The sequence below is a fragment of the Odoribacter sp. Z80 genome, assembly GCF_009935865.1.
Lineage (GTDB): Bacteria > Bacteroidota > Bacteroidia > Bacteroidales > Marinifilaceae > Odoribacter.
In genome coordinates this window covers 64871-86349 of record NZ_QWEL01000013.1, presented here as the reverse complement: position 1 = coordinate 86349, position 21479 = coordinate 64871, and the positions used below count along the sequence as shown (strand labels likewise).

The window sequence follows — 21479 nt, the reverse complement described above, 5'->3', positions numbered from 1 at the left end:
TTTTTTATAAATCAGCTTATCCTCAAACGGAAAGTAGAAACATCAGCATATTTTTGAGTCTTTCCCGCATATAACGGTTGGCGTTATTTTTATGCTTTTTCACCGTATTGACGGTAATATTCAACGTCTTGGCAATCTCGTCATGGCTCTTCCCCTCCAGACTCAGGTGATACACTTCACGGCAGGCCGGCGTCAACTCGTCAAACACATGCAATAACAATTCAAACAGTTCGGCTTCCAGTATACGGTCCCAAAAAAATTCCTGATTATTCTCCAGTGAAACCACTTGGGCATAACGCTCTTTAACGTTATGATGCCGAAATAAATTCAAAGAAGCGTTCTTGATAAAAGTATACAGAAACACTTTCACCGTCCGTTCGTTCGGAAAATCGCCCCTTTTCTCCCACAACTTGACAAAAGCATCCTGTACCACATCATCTATGGCAGCCCTTTCCTTCATATACTGGGCGGCAAAAAAACGCAACCCCGGAGCATACCTTTCATACAACACCCGAAACGCCTTTTCCTGTCCGGCAGAAAATTTCTGAATAATATTCTCCTCTATTGCTTTCAAATTTCGTTCTCCCCCAGCCAATGATTCTTTTGTCAAAATTATAAATTAAATTCAATATCCAAAACCACCTCAACAAAAAGAGACTGTCGTGTCAGACAGTCCCTTCATTCAAATTCTTTATGACGATTCCAGCCAGCAACTATTTCACTCCCTTCACCTCTTCAAATCCTTTGCCAAAAACCCCCATCACCGTATTCATAGTCATGAATACATTCGGGTCCACTTGCTTGGCTATCCTCAGCACATCCGTTGCCTCACCTTTCCGGACCACTACAATCAGCATCTTCTTTTCCTGTTTGCTGTACCATCCTTTACAATCCACAACAGACACCCCATGGTTCACCTCTGCCGTAATCCGTTCTGCCACCCGGTCATATTTATCTGTAAAAATAAACAATTGAGCTGACTGTTTCTTACCAGTCAGGATAAAGTCTACGGTATATGACACCACTCCCATCATCACATAACCGTACATTACTCCCTGAATAGCCTTTTGATAACCATCATCCAGATTAATCAGCAGACTGCAAAGAATAATACCGCAATCACTATACATAATCATCTTACCGGGACTGACATTCCGGTATTTTGTAACAATCATCGCGACAATATCCGTACCACCGGAACTTCCCCCTTCCGCCAATGCAATAGCAATACCTATTCCGGTCAACATACCGGCAATAATTGCACTCATAAACTTATCATCTATGATTCCATTGGGAAAGTAAACCTGAAACAAAGGTTGGAGAACACTCAGGAAAGTACTTCCGATAATAATGGCATATATGGTTTTTATTCCAAATTTAGGGCCCAGTACTTTCAATGCGATAGAAACCAACACAACATTGATAAGAAAATAGGCAATACCCACAGGAACCGTTTCTTTGGAAAGATAGTAGATAATCGTACTCAAACCGGTAGCTCCTCCACCTACAATTTTATGAGGCACCAAAAATCCCAAAGCTGCTACTGCATACACCAACATTCCCATTGCTATCAACAAATAGGACTTTAATTCTTGTTTCAATTTTTTTATCTGCATATCTATAAATTTAAGATATTATAACCATTATGCTTTCTGAGCTTTTGCCCAATTATCCTTTAATCCTACCGTTTTATTAAATACCAATTGACCTTCTTTCGAGTCAGGGTCTACACAGAAATATCCCAAACGTTGAAACTGGAAACGGTCACCCGGTTTCGCCATCTTCAAGCTGGATTCTAATTTACACCCTTTCAACACTTTCAAAGAATCCTCATTAATAAATTCCTTAAAATCAACATCCTTATGTCCGGCAGGATCTTCATCTTTAAACAAACGGTCATACAAACGGACCTCAGCTTCTATTGCATCAGAAGCAGACACCCAATGCAAAGTACCTTTCACTTTCCGGTTGCTGGCTTCACTGCCACTTCCGCTCCGGGAATCCGGGTCGTAGCTACAGTGAATGGCAGTAATGTTCCCCTCATCATCTTTTTCCACCCCTATACATTTAATAATATATGCCCCCTTCAAACGGACTTCCTGTCCCGGTGTCAAACGGAAAAATTTCTTCGGAGCATCCTCCATAAAATCTTCCCTTTCAATATAAAGTTCACCGGAAAAAGCCACCTGACGTACTCCAGCAGCCGGATCTTCCGGATTATTCTCAATCTCCATATATTCTGTCCGACCAACAGGGTAATTGTCCAATACCACTTTAACCGGATTCAATACAGCCATCACCCGCGACGCTACCTTGTTCAAATGCTCCCTCACACAATATTCCAACAGCGCCATATCCACCACAATTTCACGCCGGGCAACTCCCACTTTTTCTGCAAACATCCGGATGGATTCCGGTGTATACCCCCTCCGGCGTAAACCGCAAATAGTCGGCATCCGGGGATCGTCCCAACCCGCTACATATTTCTTCTGCACCAGCTCCAGCAAACGCCGTTTACTCATCACTGTATAATTCAAATTACGACGAGCAAATTCAATTTGACGCGGACGATATTCCGTATCGGTCAACTCGTCCAGAAACCAATTGTACAAAGGCCGGTGGATTTCAAATTCCAAAGTACATATCGAATGAGTAATCCCTTCCAAATAATCGCTTTGTCCATGAGTAAAATCATACATCGGATAAATACACCACTGATCCCCCGTACGATGATGGCTACAATAAATAATGCGGTACATGATCGGGTCACGCATCAGCATATTCGGAGCCGCCATATCTATTTTAGCCCGCAACACCCGGCTTCCTTCCGGAAATTCCCCGTTTTTCATCCGATGAAACAAATCCAGATTCTCTTCTACGGAACGGTTCCGGTAAGGACTATTCACCCCCGGCTCTGTAATAGTCTTGCGTCCGGCACTGATCTCTTCTGCTGTTTGGTCATCCACATAAGCCTTTCCTTCCCGAATCATCTGCTCTGCCCAGTCATATAACTGCTGAAAATAATCTGAAGCATAACGGACAGGACCATCCCAATGGAATCCCAACCATTTTATATCCTCCTGAATCGCATCCGTAAACTCCACATCCTCCTTTGAAGGATTGGTATCATCAAATCGTAAATTACAGGCCCCATGATATTTCGCAGCCAAACCAAAATTTAAACAGATAGAAGTAGCATGTCCGATATGCAGATATCCATTCGGCTCAGGCGGGAAGCGTGTATGGACTTTCCCTCCGTTTTTACCGGCAGCTATTTCTTCTTCGATAATCTGCTCTATAAAATTTAAAGACTTGCCTTCGTCTTCCGTTTCTGTAATTTGTTGATTTGTATTCATAGAACCATTCTTTAATTTCAAATTGATTATTTACTCTCTTCGCATACGAAATGCCGAACAGAACAAATACTTTTTCCCGGGTACAAAAGTAACTAATTTATGAGAGTTTTAAAAGTTTACGTATATTTGCAGCAATGAAAAAATTTGCTTGCTTAATTATATTGGTTGCATTCAACACCATCTGTTTGGCACAGAATGTATTCGAACAAAACAATCCCCTAAACGGCCCGGAAAAAAACAACAGCCGCCAACAGGATTCTCTGCCCGAATCGGATATAGCACATCAACGCTATACCTGGCAGTGGAAACACGAAGGTGTATACCGGGAAATTGTCCCCCTCGATACAAGTCTGGACGGCATTCATAACTTCAATTATATTTTCAAAAAAAACATTTCCAACACCTATTTGGCTAATCTCCCGTCCCCTTACTTATCCAATATTTTTATTACCCGTGAAACCGTTCAGGATTTTTATCCGTTGACCAATATCCGGGCATTCTTATTTAAACCCGAAGACGCTTTATATTTCAATACAACCACCCCCTATTCCCGTTTAAGATATTACACCGGAGGAGGAAAGGGAAAAGGAGAAAACTTTTTAGACATCTGGCACGTCCAGAACATTAATCCGTATTGGAATGCCGGTATCAGATACAATCTTATTTCCAGCGACGGGCGTTACATGGACCAAAAAGCCAAAGCCTACCATTTTTCTCTTTTCTCGTCCTATGAAAAAGAGCGGACAGTCCTCAATCTTTTCCTCAATCAAAACAACGGTCATTTCAATGAAAACGGAGGCATAAAAGACCGGACTTACATCACTGATTCTACAGAAAACGCCGAGAACATACCGGTAAACCTAACCGGGAGCAATGCCTCCAATAATTACCGGAACACCAATTTCCAATTACAAGCCCAATACAACCTCGGCAAGAAAAAAGAGATCATCCATGCTGAAGATACCTCTTATACTTACCCGGCAAAAGTCTTATTTAATTTCCGGGCAGAAGGCAACGAACACTGGTACAAAGAATCAAGCGTAAACATGGACTTTTATCCTCATACATACATAGACAGCACATTCAGCTATGATTTAATTACCAACCAGTTCTATGATATATCGGGAAAATTTGTCATGAACGAACACCCGAAACACAAATACCTTCCGGGGCTCTATGCCGGCATCCGCTTTCAACACGAACATTACAAACAACGCACCACCTACGATTCAATAACCCACACCGAAAGTTTTGGAAATACCAACTGTTCAAATACTTACCTGACCGGAGGCATTTTCAATGTAGATACCAATGCTTCCTTCCATTACGATGCAGAAGGACAATTGTGTATTCTCGGCCCTGATGCCGGAAATTTCAGCTTGGACGGTTTTGTCAGGCAGTCACTCAACAAGAACCGCAAAACTTATATTCAGGCAAATGCCACAATTGAACTCCAAAGTGTAAATCCGTTTTTTGACCGCTATATCGGAAATCACAATATCTGGGAGAATAATTTCAAAGCCATAAAAACCATTCAGGTACAAGGCAAATACGTCAATCAACGCTTGAGGAATGAAACAGGAATGGGTTTTTCCAATATTTTTAACTACGTTTATTTCGACACAGCTGCCATGCCCCGGCAAACCAATAAAACCTTAATAGTATTGACTGCCTGGGTCAAAGAAAATTTCAAATTAGGGAACTTCTACTTCGACCAGACCATCTACTTCCAAAAAAGTACCCAGGAAGATATTCTCTCCCTGCCGATCATTTCCGTGTATTCTCACAATTATTATCAGAACTTCCTGTTTAAAAAAGCCCTGTTGCTTCAATTCGGAATAGACGTATTCTACCACACTAAATTCTATTCCGACAATTACATGCCCTCTATCATGCAATTTTATAACCAGAGAAAATATAAAACAGGAAATTATCCCAAAATTGACGTATTTCTCGACCTCAATATCAAAAGGGCTCATATCTTTGTCAAATACGAACACCTCAACTATCCGCTCAAAAAACATGGCGATTTTTTCAGCGCAGCAGATTACCCTATCAACCCAGGTATGCTAAAATTCGGCATTCAATGGGATTTTTTCAATTGACCTAAAGGCATTTTCCTGCCTGTCTCTATCAAAGAAAGTATCATATCCAGCACTAACAATCTACCACCATAGCATTCTTTTTTATATTTAAAGATAATTTTTTATCTTTACGCAATGACGATTCGAAAAATTGCCGTTTATATTGCTCTCCTTGTATGTTATGCCTGTCATACAACCGGAAAAGAAAACCCAGAATTCATTCTTCCGGAACCTTCTTTATTAGAGAAAATTTTAGAAACAGGAACTTTAAATATTTCCACTTTTTACAACACAACCGATTACTACGTCTACCAAGGGATTACCAGAGGATTTCATTACGACTTAGCGAAAGACTTTGCCCGTTATCTGGGGGTAAAATTGCAGATCATAGAGGTGAACCACGACGCTGACACCGCTATGCAGCATTTACGGGAAGGCAAATTTGATTTACTGGCTATCAGTCTGACCCAAACGCCGGAAAGAAATCGAAAAATTCGTTTCAGCCAACCCATTTTCCACACCGAAGAGGTTCTGGTACAACATAAAGCTCAAAAAAAATTGGAAGACATTTCCGAACTTCACGGTAAAGAAATCTTTATTCCGAAAAGTTCCACTTACAAAGAAGTTCTTCAACAAATTCAGGATTCCCTCAACATTCAGATTTACATTACGGAAATAGACCAATGTTCCTACGAAGATATGCTTCATTTGGTAGAGACCGGAAAAATCCATTACATGGTTATAGACAAGAATATTGCCAAAGCCTCCGGCCTGACCATGAAAAACTTGACTCCTTCTCTTTCTTTAAAAGAAAACATTTCCATTTCCTGGGCTACTCATCCGGATGCTGTTTTACTTACTCAAGAAATAGATACATGGTTAAAACAAATCCGGAAAAGTGGTAAACTCAACTACCTGTATCACCGCTATTTCAACAATCATCAATCCGTTTCTCACCAAACCTCCAAATACGCTTTACTGAAAAAAGGCATCATTTCCCCTTATGACTCCCTGCTGAAGAAAGAAAGCAAAAGACTAAACTGGGATTGGCGGCTTCTGGCTGCACTGGTTTTTTCAGAATCCCAGTTCAATCCGGAAGCAGAATCGGAAGTCGGAGCTTACGGACTCATGCAAATCATACCCGAAACAGCAGAGCAATACAACGTATCCGACTATTTCCGTCCGGACAGTAATGTTTACGCTGGAGTAGAATACCTACGCTACCTGGACAGATTCTTTGCAGCACAAAACATAGATTCCACAGAACGGGTCAAATTTACACTGGCAGCTTACAATGCCGGCGCCGGACATGTATTAGACGCTATGCGTCTGGCAGAAAAATACGGAAAAAATCCCCACATCTGGACAGAAAACGTAGACTTTTACATCCGTCATAAAAACAAACCCGAATACTACCGGGACACTTTAGCCAAAAATGGATATTGTAACGGCCCCCAAACTTACCATTACGTAAACAGGGTATTAGAGGTCTATTCAGATTATAAAAACATGAAGTAAACGATCAGAACAGTTTTAAAGTAATACTTTCGGCCTCCTTCCGCTTCCGGATTTTTTCCTTCTCTCCTCTGCGGAACACATACACCAGCCCATATTCTTCACACATATATCTTCTTTGTTCCTCATCTTTCACTCCTTCAAAATACTGTTCCACTTCATTCCAGATTTCCAACACCAAAGCATCGGCTTCATCCCGGTATTGGGCCACATTCCCACTTTCCCGGGCTGAATTGTTCTGGAATTGCTTCTGACGGGTATAATTCTCCTTAAAATTCTCATAGTTCACCTTGACCAAGGCTATAGAAGGACAATAAATGGGATTCCCTCCACCATTGCTAAGGCGATTCTGTTCCCCGGCTATTATCTTTTCCCCCCATTGCAACAAATCCTGCTCAGTCAGCAAAGAAGGCACCTTCGAACTATTTTCTTCCAATCCATAAAAAGTACGTGCAGAAGATTTAAGCTCCCCCCGTGCAATACAAAAATTTAATACCTGAATAAAATGAGAGATATACAAACGCGCTTTCTTAGCATACTCAGAAAATTTCTGGCTATTGTCAAACTGCTTTTCCTTGGCCAGCCTGGAATTCACGATAGCCACCTCAAACTTAGGCAGAAAAAATTCTATCTTTTGTTTCAGGGGAAAAGGATATGCAATGGTATCTAATTCAAGGTTTTGCCCCTTCTTAAGAGCCGCCTTTAATGCCCTTATTCTCGCCGCATCAGTATTAGGTAATCTTCTGTAAGGCATAGATTTACACTTTATAAAACAAACCGTGGAAATTACAATGCGAAGATATATAAAAAAAAGATAAAAACCAATATTCGTAAAAACAAAAGTCAACCAGATAAAAAAGAAGAAATTATTTCTTATTACACTGCTTTTTCAAGGGACAAGAATCACAATCAGCACAATCCTTATTCTTTTTAAAAACCTGTATTTTCAGGAAGATATAACGACCTAAACCTCCTATTGCTGCGGATATAATAATAAAAACTATAATATGCTCCAACATATTGCAAGAATTAATGTACCCACAATCATTTGCTTCTCATTTCTCAAAAAAGACTTCCTATCTGGTATACGCAAAAAGAGACAATCCAGGCTAAAGTAGTCGTATAAATAATGCTAAACCATGCCCACTTACCGCCAGCCTCTTTCCGAATGGCGGCAATCACTGCCATACAAGGAAAATAAATCAATATAAAAAGCATAAAAGCATAAGCAACCAAAGGAGTAAATACTTTTTCTCCCTTGTTATTTTCCTGCTTCCGCAAATTTTCTGCCAAAGTCTGGGTATTTTCTTCTGCATCCGGAACATGATAAAGAATCCCCATAGAACTAACGACAATTTCCTTTGCTGCAAGTCCCGTTACGATGCTCACACCCATTTTCCAATCAAACCCCAGAGGTTCAATGACCGGCTCTATAAATTTACCTATCCGTCCGATATACGATTGTTCCAATTGGGTAGCAGAACCCGGCTGTATATTCCGGTTCAGGGGGAAATACCCCAAAGCCCAAATCAATACAGAAGCAAACAGAATAATAGTACCCATCTTTTTCAGATATTGCCCCGCTTTCCCCCACATATGAATGACAGTATTGCGCATGGTCGGCATCCGGTAAGGAGGCAACTCCATAACAAACGGATCGGAAGATTTGGAAAAAAATGTCTTCTTTAACAAAAACGAAGTAATTATCGCTAAAAGTATTCCAATTAAATACACCGACAACAACACCAACCCTTGGTTCACCGGGAAAAAGGCCGAAACCAGCAGAATATACACCGGCAAACGGGCACTACAGGACATAAAAGGGGTAATCAGCATGGTCATAATTCTATCTCTCCGGCTTTCCAGGGTCCGGGTAGCCATAATGGCCGGGACATTACATCCGAAACCTATCAGCAAAGGAATGAAAGATTTACCGTGCAAACCAATCTTATGCATCAACCGGTCCATTATAAAAGCGGCACGAGCCATATATCCCGTATCCTCCATCAAAGAAATAAAGAAAAATAATATCAGAATATTAGGTAAAAAAACAATCACTCCTCCCACTCCCGCAATCACACCGTTCACCAATAAATCATTCAAAGGTCCTTCTGGTAAAAGACGGGCCACCCCATTTCCCAGAGCCTCCACCCCCGTTTCAATCCATTCCATAGGGTAACTCCCCAAAGAAAAGGTCGCCTGAAACATAATCCACATGAAAAAAATAAGAAAAGGAAAACCCAGCCATTGGTGCGTCAGCAAAGCATCAATCGCCGTAGTCAATTGGCGTTTATCCTTTTCTCCGGATTGAAAAGTTTCCTGTAAAGCTCCCCGGATAAAACCATATTTCGCATTGGTAATAATCGTCTGGGTATCTTCCTTATAAACTTTCTCCAAACGCCCGATCTCGTTCTGTGCCACCCGAAAAATCCGGTCATAATTCGGAACTGAAGACAACTGGTCCTTCATAATCCGGTCGTCTTCCAGCATCTTTATCGCAACATAGCGGGGAGCAAATTCATCGGTTATGCTTTTATTGGGAACAACTTCCACCTTAATACGATTGATGGATTCCTCTATTTCCGCACCGTAATGGATATGAACATGACGCGATTCCCTGGCTTGGCCTTCGTAAACTTCCAGAATTTTATCCAATACCTCTTCGATTCCTATCCCTTTGGAAGCCGTCGTAGGAACGACAGGAATACCCAATAGATGGCCCAGATAAGAATAATCCAGGTCAGCCCCTTCGCTCTGCAGTTCGTCATACATATTCAGAGCCATCACTACCCGGATATTCATGTCAATCAACTGGGTAGTCAGGAAAAGATTACGCTCCAGGCAAGAGGCATCCACCACATTCAACACCAGGTCCGGATGAGACTTTGTAATATATTCCCTTACAAATATCTCTTCCGGTGTATATTCGGTAATGGAATAAGTACCGGGTAAATCTATCAAATTGATGGTATATCCTTTATGATGAAAGCCAGCCTGTTTCGCATCAACCGTAACCCCGCTATAATTGCCGACCCTTTCCCTTAGGCCCGTAGCCCGGTTAAAAAAAGAAGTTTTCCCGCAATTGGGATTTCCGACCAAAGCAATATTAATCGTCCGGGATTTTTCAGAAACCCGACGGGCAATTTCAGCTTCCGTGAAAGTGCCGTTATATCCCTCTGCGGTAACATCCACAACCCTCACCACTTCAATCAGCCGGGCTTCACTCCGCCTTAAAGAGATATGGCCCTCCATCAATTTATATTCAATCGGATCATGCAGGGGGGCGTTCTTTATTACCGTCACTTTCTCCCCTTTCACAAATCCCATTTCTATAATCCGGTTCCGAAAACTGCCATGCCCATGCACTTTAACAATCACACATTCCTCGCCCGTAGGAATTTCAGAAAGCTTCAAATAATTATTTTCCATTCCACGTCCAAATTAATATGCAAATATAAGCATTATCAAAAGGAAATCACATACCCACAAATAGGTATTGGAATCTCTGAAGAGATACCTTCTTACAAAAGAAATTAACAATTCAATGACCAGTTAAACCCTCTGACAATACCTGATCCTTATTTATTTTTCCGGAATAGTTTAGAAAGTACCTGCACCAAACCATCCATACCATTCACGTGATCAATCATGGAAATACTGCGAAAAGTAGTCAATTGTTCGCCGGTTTCCAATTGGAGCGGATAAACCAGAATACAGTTAATGGTATTAAAATACTTATTGATATAAGTCGGCACATATTCCATGTGCCGGGAATAAGAAGGACAGTTGGGGCGACTCATAACAAGCATCAAGGCATCATTATCCTGAATATCCCGGGCCACTTCGGTAAATTCCGCCCAATTGGAAAATTCCCGGAACTCTGCCCGAATCACATGTTTGGCATTCACCAGCCTCAATATCTCCAACACAGTATCATTTCCGTAAAAGATAAACTTAGCACCAATGTTTTTTCCCATATTCCAGATGCTGATCAACCAATAGGGAAAGCCCACTTCCTTTTCAGCATTCTCAGGAATAACCACTACATATCGTTTTACTGTTGCCAAAGGTTGCATAGGCCGGTAGGCCAGCGTAGTCGTAGCACATTTACTCAATACCTCTTCCGTCAGTTTCCCCAAAAAAGTATCTGAAAGGTCTTTTTGGGTACGCAAACCGATTACAATATCCGTAATCTTATGTTCTTTTGCCACATTACGAATGCCATTCACAATATTAAGGTCATAACGCAATACTGATTCAATATGCTGTTCATGAGCAGCTGCCACATTAGCTGCCCTTGACAGCAAACGTTCCGCATTTTTCTCTGCCGCTGGGTCCATATTATCCGATTTGATAATACTCACAGCAACCATCTGCGCCTTATTGCGTTTTGATTTTATGGCAGTCCCCAAAGCTATCAGATCATCTACCGTCTCGCCATTACTCAAAGGAACAAGGATGCGTTCCTGCTCATCATCACTGTCACCAATGCGGTCACCATTCATCTCCGAAACAGCAATATTCTGTGCCGCCCGCTGGGTAGCAAAAGAAGCAATGGTACAAGTAAATAAAATCATGATAATCGTACCGTTCAGAACATCTTCATTGAGTAAACGAACAGGCTCTCCGGCAGAATCCGTCCCCAAAACAACGTTATATCCGATCAGTACAGCAGCCAAGGTTGCAGCAGCCTGGGCATTACTCAATCCGAAAAGTAAACGTCCCTCATCCCGTGTCAGCCGGAAACTCTTCTCAGTAAGCCAGGCTGCGATTAACTTCGACAAGGTCGCTATCCCACACATCACCACAGCCACCCACAAAGCATTCCAACCGGAAGTAAAAGTCCGGACATCCACCAGCATCCCAACCCCAATCAAAAAGAAAGGTATAAAAATAGCGTTCCCGACAAAATCAATCCGGTTCATCAAAGCCGAAGTATTCGGAATCAGGCGGTTCAGTGCCAGCCCCGAAAGGAAGGCTCCGATAATCGCCTCCAATCCGGCAGCCTCTGCCAGGAAAGAGGCCAGGAATACCAAAGCCAGCACAAAAATATATTGCCCGACAGAATCTTCATATCTCTTAAAAAACCAACGGCCCAACATGGGAAACACAATCACCACGACAGCAATAAATATCACACTGGACAACCCCAGTTTCAACCAAAAACGATGGTTAATTTCCCCTACCGACATACCGACCACTACTGCCAATACCAACAAAGCCAATATACAGGTAAGCACTGTTCCTCCGATAGCCATACTTACCGCTTTATTTTTAGTAATGCCATATTTACTGACAATAGGATAGGTAATCAGTGTATGGGAGGCATACATACTGGCCAGCAATAACGAAGTGGGCCAGGAAAAATCAAGCCAATACACTCCGGTCAGCGTACCCATAACCATTGGAATCAGGAAAGTATAAAACCCGAAAACCAAGGTCTTTCCATAATTTTTCCGCAAATCGGCCATGTCTATTTCCAACCCGGCAATAAACATGATATACAGAAGTCCGACAGTACCGAATAGTTCCATACTACTATCCCGGGACATCACTCCCAAGCCATTCGGACCAATAACAGCCCCTGCTATAATCAAACCAATCAGGTCAGGAATCCTCAAACGGTGTAAAATGACCGGTGCCAATAAAATAATAAACAAAATCACCGAAAAGATAAGCACCGGATTAGTAAGAGGAAAACTGAGCATCGATAAAACCATAACCACAACTTTTATGCTAACAAATTTAAAAAAAATGTGCTAATCTACCGAAGCAGATCAGCACATTTATATACAAAACCGGAACCAACCGTTTTTAATCCTCGTAACGGACAATAGTCTGCTCCCGATCCGGGCCTACCGAAACAATTTTCACCGGAACCCCCAGTTCCTCCTCAAGGAAACTGATATAAGCATTAAATTCTTCGGGGAACTCATCTTCAGAAGTCATTTTTGTCATATCGGTCTTCCATCCCGGCATCTCCACATATACGGGTTCTACTTTTTCACAAATATCAAACGGAAATTCCTCCGTTTCTTTTCCATCTATCTTATAAGCTACACAAGCTTTAATTGTATCAAATCCGTCTAACACATCACTTTTCATCATAATCAATTGGGTCACTCCGTTAACCATAACGGCATATCTCAAAGCCACCAGGTCTATCCAGCCACAACGGCGTTTACGCCCTGTCACGGCTCCAAACTCATGACCCAGTTCACAAAGCCTCTCCCCGGTCTCATCAAACAACTCAGTCGGGAAAGGACCAGCCCCCACCCGGGTACAATATGCCTTAAAAATTCCGTATACCTCACCGATATTCCGGGGAGCCACTCCAAGTCCGGTACATGCACCAGCACATACCGTATTAGAAGAAGTGACAAACGGATAAGAACCGAAATCCACATCCAACATCGTTCCTTGGGCTCCTTCTGCCAGAACAGATTTTTCTTCTTTCAGGAGATTATTTATAACATGCTCACTGTCAATCAAACGGAATTTTTTCAAATACTCCAAAGCCTCAAACCATTCCTTTTCTAAATCGGTAACGTCATAGTCATACTTCAACCCTTGCAGGATGATTTCATGCTTTTTCTTTGCCAAAGCATACTTTTCATCAAAATGATGCAGAATATCCCCAACCCTCAATCCATTCCGGCTGACTTTATCCGTATAGGCGGGTCCTATTCCCTTACCGGTCGTACCGATTTTTGCATCCCCTTTTGCAGTTTCATAAGCTGCATCCAATACACGATGAGTAGGCATTATCAGATGCGCTTTCCTGGAAATGCACAATTGTTGGGTCAGGTCATACCCACTGGCAGCCAAACTTTGTGCCTCCTGACGGAACAATATAGGGTCCAGTACCACACCATTACCGATAATATTCATTTTTCCACCCTGGAAAATTCCGGAAGGAATAGAACGAAGCACATACTTCTGTCCCTCAAACTCTAAAGTATGCCCGGCATTCGGACCTCCCTGAAAACGGGTTACCACATCATACTTTGGTGTCAGGACATCCACCACTTTTCCTTTTCCCTCATCCCCCCATTGCAATCCAAGTAATACGTCAACTTTCATCTGTATTTTAATTTATAAGTTTTCACACAAACATCTTCCTGAAAAACGATTTTCAGAAAACGCAAGCGGACAAAATTAATTAAATTTTCCCTTTCGCAGAAGGAAAACTTTAATATTATCATTCTTCTCCACGACAGGCCTTACATATCCCATAAACGTACAACAAATGATGGTGTACTGTAAAATGATACTTCTCTTCCATGCTTTCCACCAGTTCCGTAATCCGTGCATCCGAAAACTCTTCCACTTTTCCGCATTTCTGACAAATCAGATGTTCGTGATGCCGGTTATTAAACGCCTTTTCATATTGGGCCATATTGCTTCCGAACTGATGTTTGATCACCAATTTGCAATTCAACAGAAGTTCAATAGTATTATACAAAGTAGCACGGCTGACCCTATAGTTTTTAGTTTTCATAAAAACATACAGAGACTCTATATCAAAATGCCCTGTATGGGAATAAATCTCATCCAGAATAGCATACCGCTCCGGCGTTTTCCGGTGCCCCTTTTGTTGCAGATATGCCGTAAAAATCTCCCTGACCGTATCTTTTATCTTTTCCATAATTATTTATCTTCACCTTCCATTCTGATGACGTTCTCCACTCCGCTTAAGGCGGCAATCCGGGAAATGACATGACTCAAATCCGCCGTATTATGCACATATAAATGAATCATCCCCTCGAAAATACCGTCACAGGTATCAAAATGAATCATACGCATACTTACATTGGTTTCTTTCGCTATCAAAGTAGTAATCTCACTCACAATACCCGGCCGGTCGATACCTGTGATTTTAATCACAGCCAGAAAAGACATCAGCTTATGGCTCACCCATTTTATCGGTACAATCTTATCCCCGAAACTGGCCATCAGACGAATGGCTTCCGGACAAGACCTTTTATGGACAGTGACCTTGGTCCCCGCAATCTTCATCCCCACGACATCATCTCCCGGAATCGGATTACAACAAGGAGCTATCATAAATTCCGAATCAGCAGTGTCCATCGCCTCTTTTATGCTTTTTTTCTTCTCATCCCCTTCTTTGCTGCTGTTCCATAGAAACTGCAACTTCCAGTATTTAATAAATTTATTCTCGTTTTTTTTCTTCAGTACCTTCTCTACCGCCTCTTCTGTTAAAGTCCCTTTTCCCAACTCCACATACAAATCATCCTTATTGGCAAATCCGTATTCTTCCAACACCTTCTTCCACGGTTCGGAAGTAAGAGACAATTGCAACCTTTTAATCACTCCCTCAAAAATATCTATTCCCTTCCGGACCAACTCTTTCCGGTACTTCTTAAAAACGGCATTAATATGTGTCCTGGCCTTCGCAGTCACTACAAACTCCAACCATTCCTTCTGAGGTTTCTGTTTCTCACTGGTAAGCACTTCCACCTGGTCCCCGCTGGCCAGTTTATAACTCATCGGCACCAATTTATGATTCACTTTGGCACCAATACAGGTATTCCCGATTTCCGTATGTATATCATAAGCAAAATCCAGAGCAGTCGCTCCCTTAGGCAGGGTACGCACATATCCTTTCGGCGTAAACACCCGGATTTCCTTAGCAAAAAGATTCAGCTTAAACTCGTCCAGGAACTCCAAAGCTGTAGCATCCGGTTGATCCAGTATTTCTTTGATACCGGACAACCATCTATCCAACTCCGAACTCTCTCCTTCCCCCTTATATTTCCAATGAGCAGCCAATCCTTTTTCCGCAATCTCATCCATCCGCTCCGAACGAATCTGGACCTCAAACCATTGTCCTTCCGGCCCCATGACAGTCAGGTGCAGGGCCTCATAACCATTTGTCTTCGGCACGCTCACCCAATCCCGTATACGTTCCGGCTTCGGACTGTAAATATCAGTAATCAGCGAATAAATATTCCAGCACTGCCACTTTTCCGGTTGATTCTCCTTCGGTTTGAACACAATCCGGACAGCCAGCAAGTCATAAATTTGGTCAAAACTGATATTCCGCCTTTGCATTTTCAACCACACAGAATACACACTCTTGGTGCGTGCCGTAATGGTGTATACATATTCATTATTGCTCAGACTTTCCCGAATGGGTTTGATAAACTCCTCAAACAAACCAGAAAACTGGTGCTTATAAGCCTCTATCTTTTGGGCTATCACCTGATACTCCTCCGGATGTTCATACTTCATGCTCAGGTCTTCCAACTCCGTTTTGATGGCATGCAACCCCATCCGATGAGCCAAAGGAGCATAAATATAGAGAGTTTCACTGGCTATTTTCACCTGCTTATGCTCCGGCATAGAAGCCAGAGTCCGCATATTATGAAGCCGGTCGGCTATTTTAATCAAAATAACCCGCACATCATCCGCCAAGGTCAGAATCATCTTCCGGAAACTCTCAGCCTGCTGGCTCGTATCCGACCCCATCACTCCACTGATCTTCGTAAGCCCGTCCACAATGGAAGCCACCTTAGGCCCAAAAAGATTGGAAATATCCTCTACCGTATAATCCGTATCTTCAACAACATCATGCAACAACGCCGACACGACGGAAGTTGTCCCCAATCCGATTTCCCGGGTCGCAATCTTCGCCACAGCTAAAGGATGCAGGATATAAGGTTCTCCGGACCTTCTTCTCACTCCTTTGTGAGCCTCATTGGCAAATTCAAAAGCTTCCTTGATTTTTTGTCGTTCCTCTTTCGTCGTATCTTTCCGCAAAGACCGGAGTAAATCCTCAAAAGCTTCCTTGATGAGTTCCTGATCTGTCATAGGTTTTCAGCCACTTCTCCCCTAATCAGGGGTTTGTTTTGCTCAAAGATATAAAAAAATATTTATAAAAATATGTTTTATTCAGCACCTCATATCACCAACCGCGTACACTTTATTTTCTCTCCCATAAAAATTCCGCCCATCCGTTCAAACCATTCCGCTTCATCCGTCGTGTAGTAGGTAACCCGACCTTCAGTTCCCAGGCGCTCTTCTAATTCCGGATGACGTTTCAGATAATCCCCCAGGCTATCAGCAACAATATCTCCCTGCCCGATCACCTGCACCTGCGGAGGCATGCACCGGACAATCAAAGGCCGGAGCAAAGGATAATGGGTACATGCCAGCACTACCGTATCTATCTTTGGATCGGCAGTCAACAATTCCTGTACATACTTCCGGATAAAATAAATAGTTCCTTCCCCTTCCAATTCATTATTTTCTACCAAAGGTACCCACATCGGACACGCCAATTGAGTGATTTTAAACCGCTGCTTACCATATAATTTCTCCAATTCCATCGGATAAGACAAAGAATTTACCGTTCCGCGGGTCGCCAGAATACCGACATGCCCGTTTCGGGAATATTGTCCCAAAGCTTCCACACTCGGACGAATGACCCCCAACACCCGCTTCTCCGGGTCCCATTCCGGTAAATCCACCTGCTGTATAGTCCTCAATGCCTTGGCCGAAGCTGTATTGCAAGCCAGAATCACCAGCCGGCATCCTAACTCAAAAAGCTTCTTTACCGCTTCTCCGGTATAGCGGTATACCATTTCAAACGAACGCGTACCGTAAGGTGCACGAGCATTATCGCCCAAATAGATATAATTATACTGCGGCAATACACGGACTATCTCCTTTAAAATGGTCAGACCACCATAGCCGGAATCAAAAACACCGATATTCTCTCCTGGTCGCATAGTTTTCTAAATCCGTCCCTCAAAAGAAAAAGATCCCGTTCCCATTGAAATACAAGTGAGAAGAGATCTTATTGTTTGTAGAACAAGCCCGTTCCCCAAAAGGAACAATGGCTATACAACTGAATTAAAGCAATCCTAATTTTTTCTTTACCAACGGCAGGATATCCTCAGAATTTTCAGCCGTATACAAAATGACACCTGCACTAGTATCAAAAATATAAGTAAATCCGTTTTCCTTAGCAACCTCCTTGATTGCATTCAGAGCCTTATCCATAATCGGCTGGATCAGTTCTTTCTGAGTTTTGTCCAGATTCTCCACAGCCATATCCTGAAATTGCTGTATTCTCATCTGCAACTGCTGCAGTTCCTGTTCCTTCGACGTGCGGATGACATCCGAGTAACTATTCATATTGTTGGAATACTCAGTCAACTTAGCCTGAAACTGTTCCTTCATCGTAGTCAGTTCCTTTTCCACTTCACTCTGTTTATTCTGCAAAGTCTTCTGGGCTGCAGCCATCTCAGGCATAGCCTGTATCAGTTTCTGGGATTCGATATGTCCTAATTTTACCTGTTGTGCCGAAACACCCGTTGCAACCCATACAAAAGCTACGGCTACAATCAATTTCATCATATTCTTCATATACTTCATATATTTGTTAATTCTACTCTTCTTTCTTTTTAACAGAATACCCTAATTTCCTTAAAACAACATTGCTCTTATCCAGTTTCGGGTCAAAATAAACAACCGAATTATCTGCTGCTACGTCAATAATCATTCCAAAGTTACCTTCCTTCGCCACATCTTTTATAATTTCCAGTACCTCATCCTGCAAAGGCTTCACCAATTCTTCCCTTTTGGCAAACAGATAACCGTTACTTCCAAAATACTGCTGTTGTAACAGTCTGGCCTTATTCTCCCTGGCAGCAATTTCTTTTTCCCGCTGTTCCCGCATTGAAGGGGTCAGAAAAACTTTATCAGCATTATACTTCCCTTGCATCTCTGCAATTTCAGCGTATACTTTATCAATATCAGCCTGCAAGCTTTGGGAATATGCATTCAACTCCTCCTGAGCTTTCGTATAATCCGGAATGCTGTTCAGGATATATTCCAGGTTCACAAAAGCATAACGCATACCCGTCTGGCCATGAGCCCATCCCAAGCAACAAGACAAAAATAATAAAATAAATACGCTTTTCATGTACAGTCATTAAAATTCTTGTCCGATAATAAAGTGAATCTGCGAACCGGCAGCTCCGGGACGTCCCGGTACACTATCAAATCCATAGCCCCAGTCTATTCCGAGTAATCCGAACATAGGCAGAAAAACACGCAATCCGACTCCCGCAGAACGATACAAGTTAAACGGTTCAAAATCCTGGATGTCATACCATGAATTACCAGCTTCCACAAAAGCCAAAGCATAAATAGTAGCCGACTGAGCCAAAGTAATCGGATAGCGAACCTCCATCGTCAGTTTTGAATACAAACTCGCATCAGAAGCATTAGGAGCCAGGAAACTTGAGCCGGCATTTGTCAGAGAACCATTCTCATAACCGCGCAAACCTATATATTCCCGTCCATATAAGCTATACCCCGACATACCGTCACCTCCCATCTCATACCCTTCAAAAGGTGAACGCTTATATTTATCAAAATGTCCCAGATAACCGTATTGGGCACCGGCATACAATACTAACTTTTCCTGTTTATCCAAAGGCATGAATATCTTCCCCTGCAACTTCCATTTATGGAACTCTATCCAACGGTATTTATCCTCATCTTTAATATTCGGACTTGCATAATTCTTATCCGTAAACCAGGAATAAGGAGGAGTAAACGTCAACCCCAGAGTAAAGTCAGAACCTTTACGTGTATACAAAGGATTATCTATGGAGCTTCTCCGTAAAGAAACGGAAAAAGCCAGGTTATTGGAATGCCCTTCCTGAAGGATATAATAAGGCCAGTTCTTCAACGTATAACGCTGATAAGAAATATCGGTATATAAAGTGAAAAAATCATCCGGCCAGGTAATCCGGCGTCCCAATCCCACGGTTACCCCGAAGGTAGTCATCAACTGGCTGCCATCATACATATCTTTTGCAGAGCTACCGGCATAATAGGAATTGTAATAATTACGGGAATAACCCGTCTGACGGGAATAATAAGCAGAAACACTTAAAGAATTCGGTTTCTTACCTCCCAGCCAGGGTTCCCGGAATGAAGCACTGAAAGAGGTATAATATTTCCCATTGGTCTGTGCTTTCAGACTCAAGGTCTGCCCATCTCCCTGAGGCAAGGGACGATAGGATTCCCAATTAAAAATATTACGCATAGAAAAATTGGAAAAAGTTAATCCCACGGAACCGATAATCATACCAGCCCCCCAACCACCGGAAATCTCAATCCGGTCATTGGCTCTCTCCACCACCTTATATTCCAAATCAACCGTACCGGCCTCCGGATTAGGCAAAGGAGTAGGCACAATCTGCTCCGGATCAAAATGCCCCAGATTAGCCAGTTCCCTGACACTTCTCAAAATATCATCCCGACTGAATAATTCACCCGGATAAGTATATAGTTCACGCCGTATCACCTGTTCATGTGTCCGGTCATTCCCCTTGATAATCACACGGTCGATGGTTGCCTGTGGCCCCTCCACAATTCGTATCTCCACATCAATGGAATCCTTTCCGACGACAGTTTCCACCGGCATTGCCCTATAGAAAAGATACCCCTGATTCAGGTAAAAATAGTTAGCCACAGCATCATCATCATCCTTCAATCTTTTCTCAAAATATTTTTTATTGTAGACATCCCCTTTCTTGATATTCAATAATCTCGACAATTTCTCCGACTCCACAACCGTATTCCCCACCCAAGTGATATCGTTGAAATAATATTTATTTCCTTCCTCTATATCTATGTAAACATTCACCCGGTTGGGAGAGATTTGCACCACACTATCCGCGATAATGGCAGCGTCCCGATACCCCAGCTCATTGTATTTATCCAGTAAATTATATTTATCATCCTCATAGTTGGATTCTATATACTTGGCAGAGCGGAAAAGATTCCTCAAAGATTTTTCTTTGGTCTTTTTCATTGCGGCTTTCAGCTTGCTTCCCCGAATCTCCTTATTTCCAGTAATGACGAGGTCTTTCACCTTTATCTTGTTCTTGCGCTCAACCGTCACATCGATATAAACAAAATTCGGATGTTCCGGATCATCCCTCACCAACACCTTGGTATCAATATTAAAAAAACCTTTATCCTTAAAATAACGGGCTACAATACGCTCCAGATTCGCCAGCATATTATCCGTCACCTGAGTCCCGGGCAAAGGATTGATTTTTTCTTTGATTTTACTGGCTTCAGATTTTTTCAGTCCTATAAAATTAATTTTGGAAAGTTTATGGCGCTCAGCCAGATATAAATTCAGGAACACCTTATTTCCCTCATACCGGTCTACCGAGATGGAAACATCGGAAAACAATCCCTGTGCATACAGTCGCTTGATTGCTTTGGTAATAGCCTCACCGGGAATCTTAATCTCACTACCTACCCTCAAACCGGACAATTGAAGCAATGTCTCCGGATCATACTGAACACCTATCCCCGACACTTCAACTCCTCCAATCTCATAAGTTTTCGGGCTCGAATAAAAAATCTCCGGCTGCGTAAGTGTATCTGTTTTTTGTGCATCTACCTGGCAAATACAAAAAAAAGCTATTACAAAACCCAATATTAATTTTCTCATCATATATCCTAA

General features: G+C 42.2%; 15 protein-coding genes. 2 read left to right on the top strand and 13 right to left on the bottom strand.

The window, feature by feature from the left end; genetic code table 11:
• Nucleotides 1–22 precede the first annotated feature (22 nt).
• From D1136_RS09435 to D1136_RS09425, 3 genes are all read right to left on the bottom strand, one after another.
• Nucleotides 23–610, bottom strand: a complete 588-nt coding sequence (locus tag D1136_RS09435; RefSeq protein WP_237567043.1) for an RNA polymerase sigma-70 factor — start codon at nt 608–610, stop codon at nt 23–25.
• Between the two features lie 103 nt (nt 611–713).
• Entirely contained in the window at nt 714–1616 is a 903-nt protein-coding gene (locus D1136_RS09430) for a YitT family protein (protein ID WP_161877390.1), read from the bottom strand.
• A 27-nt stretch (nt 1617–1643) separates the two neighbouring features.
• A complete protein-coding gene (locus tag D1136_RS09425) occupies nt 1644–3356 on the bottom strand; it encodes a glutamine--tRNA ligase/YqeY domain fusion protein (protein WP_161877389.1) in 1713 nt (570 codons plus the stop codon).
• A gap of 134 nt (nt 3357–3490) precedes the next feature.
• On the opposite strand from D1136_RS09425, the gene D1136_RS09420 reads away from it, so the two are divergent.
• Both D1136_RS09420 and D1136_RS09415 read left to right on the top strand, forming a co-directional pair.
• Nucleotides 3491–5461, top strand: a complete 1971-nt coding sequence (locus D1136_RS09420) for a putative porin (RefSeq protein WP_161877388.1) — start codon at nt 3491–3493, stop codon at nt 5459–5461.
• A gap of 114 nt (nt 5462–5575) precedes the next feature.
• Nucleotides 5576–6958, top strand: a complete 1383-nt coding sequence (locus D1136_RS09415; RefSeq protein ID WP_161877387.1) for a transporter substrate-binding domain-containing protein — start codon at nt 5576–5578, stop codon at nt 6956–6958.
• A gap of 4 nt (nt 6959–6962) precedes the next feature.
• On the opposite strand, the gene D1136_RS09410 is transcribed toward D1136_RS09415, so the two are convergent.
• The 10 genes from D1136_RS09410 to bamA form a co-directional block, all read right to left on the bottom strand.
• On the bottom strand, nt 6963–7709 hold the full coding sequence (locus D1136_RS09410; RefSeq protein ID WP_161877386.1) for a hypothetical protein: 747 nt from the start codon (nt 7707–7709) through the stop codon (nt 6963–6965).
• A 308-nt stretch (nt 7710–8017) separates the two neighbouring features.
• Nucleotides 8018–10384 carry a ferrous iron transport protein B gene (gene feoB, locus D1136_RS09405; protein ID WP_202623105.1) on the bottom strand — a complete coding sequence of 789 codons (2367 nt, stop codon included), beginning with the start codon at nt 10382–10384 and terminating at the stop codon, nt 8018–8020.
• Between the two features lie 149 nt (nt 10385–10533).
• Nucleotides 10534–12675: a cation:proton antiporter gene (locus tag D1136_RS09400; protein ID WP_161877385.1), complete on the bottom strand. Its 2142-nt coding sequence runs from the start codon at nt 12673–12675 to the stop codon at nt 10534–10536.
• Nucleotides 12676–12769: 94 nt separating this feature from the next.
• Nucleotides 12770–14038, bottom strand: a complete 1269-nt coding sequence (locus D1136_RS09395; RefSeq protein ID WP_161877384.1) for an adenylosuccinate synthase — start codon at nt 14036–14038, stop codon at nt 12770–12772.
• A gap of 118 nt (nt 14039–14156) precedes the next feature.
• Entirely contained in the window at nt 14157–14603 is a 447-nt protein-coding gene (locus D1136_RS09390; protein ID WP_161877383.1) for a Fur family transcriptional regulator, read from the bottom strand.
• A 2-nt stretch (nt 14604–14605) separates the two neighbouring features.
• Nucleotides 14606–16789: a bifunctional (p)ppGpp synthetase/guanosine-3',5'-bis(diphosphate) 3'-pyrophosphohydrolase gene (locus D1136_RS09385; protein ID WP_161877382.1), complete on the bottom strand. Its 2184-nt coding sequence runs from the start codon at nt 16787–16789 to the stop codon at nt 14606–14608.
• 89 nt (nt 16790–16878) lie between these two features.
• Nucleotides 16879–17709: a glutamate racemase gene (gene murI, locus D1136_RS09380; protein ID WP_161877381.1), complete on the bottom strand. Its 831-nt coding sequence runs from the start codon at nt 17707–17709 to the stop codon at nt 16879–16881.
• A 124-nt stretch (nt 17710–17833) separates the two neighbouring features.
• Nucleotides 17834–18358, bottom strand: a complete 525-nt coding sequence (locus D1136_RS09375) for an OmpH family outer membrane protein (protein ID WP_237567042.1) — start codon at nt 18356–18358, stop codon at nt 17834–17836.
• 13 nt (nt 18359–18371) lie between these two features.
• Nucleotides 18372–18908 (bottom strand): OmpH family outer membrane protein, encoded by a 537-nt coding sequence (locus tag D1136_RS09370; protein ID WP_161877380.1) that lies wholly within the window; start codon nt 18906–18908, stop codon nt 18372–18374.
• A 9-nt stretch (nt 18909–18917) separates the two neighbouring features.
• Entirely contained in the window at nt 18918–21470 is a 2553-nt protein-coding gene (bamA, locus tag D1136_RS09365; protein ID WP_161877379.1) for an outer membrane protein assembly factor BamA, read from the bottom strand.
• Nucleotides 21471–21479 lie beyond the last annotated feature (9 nt).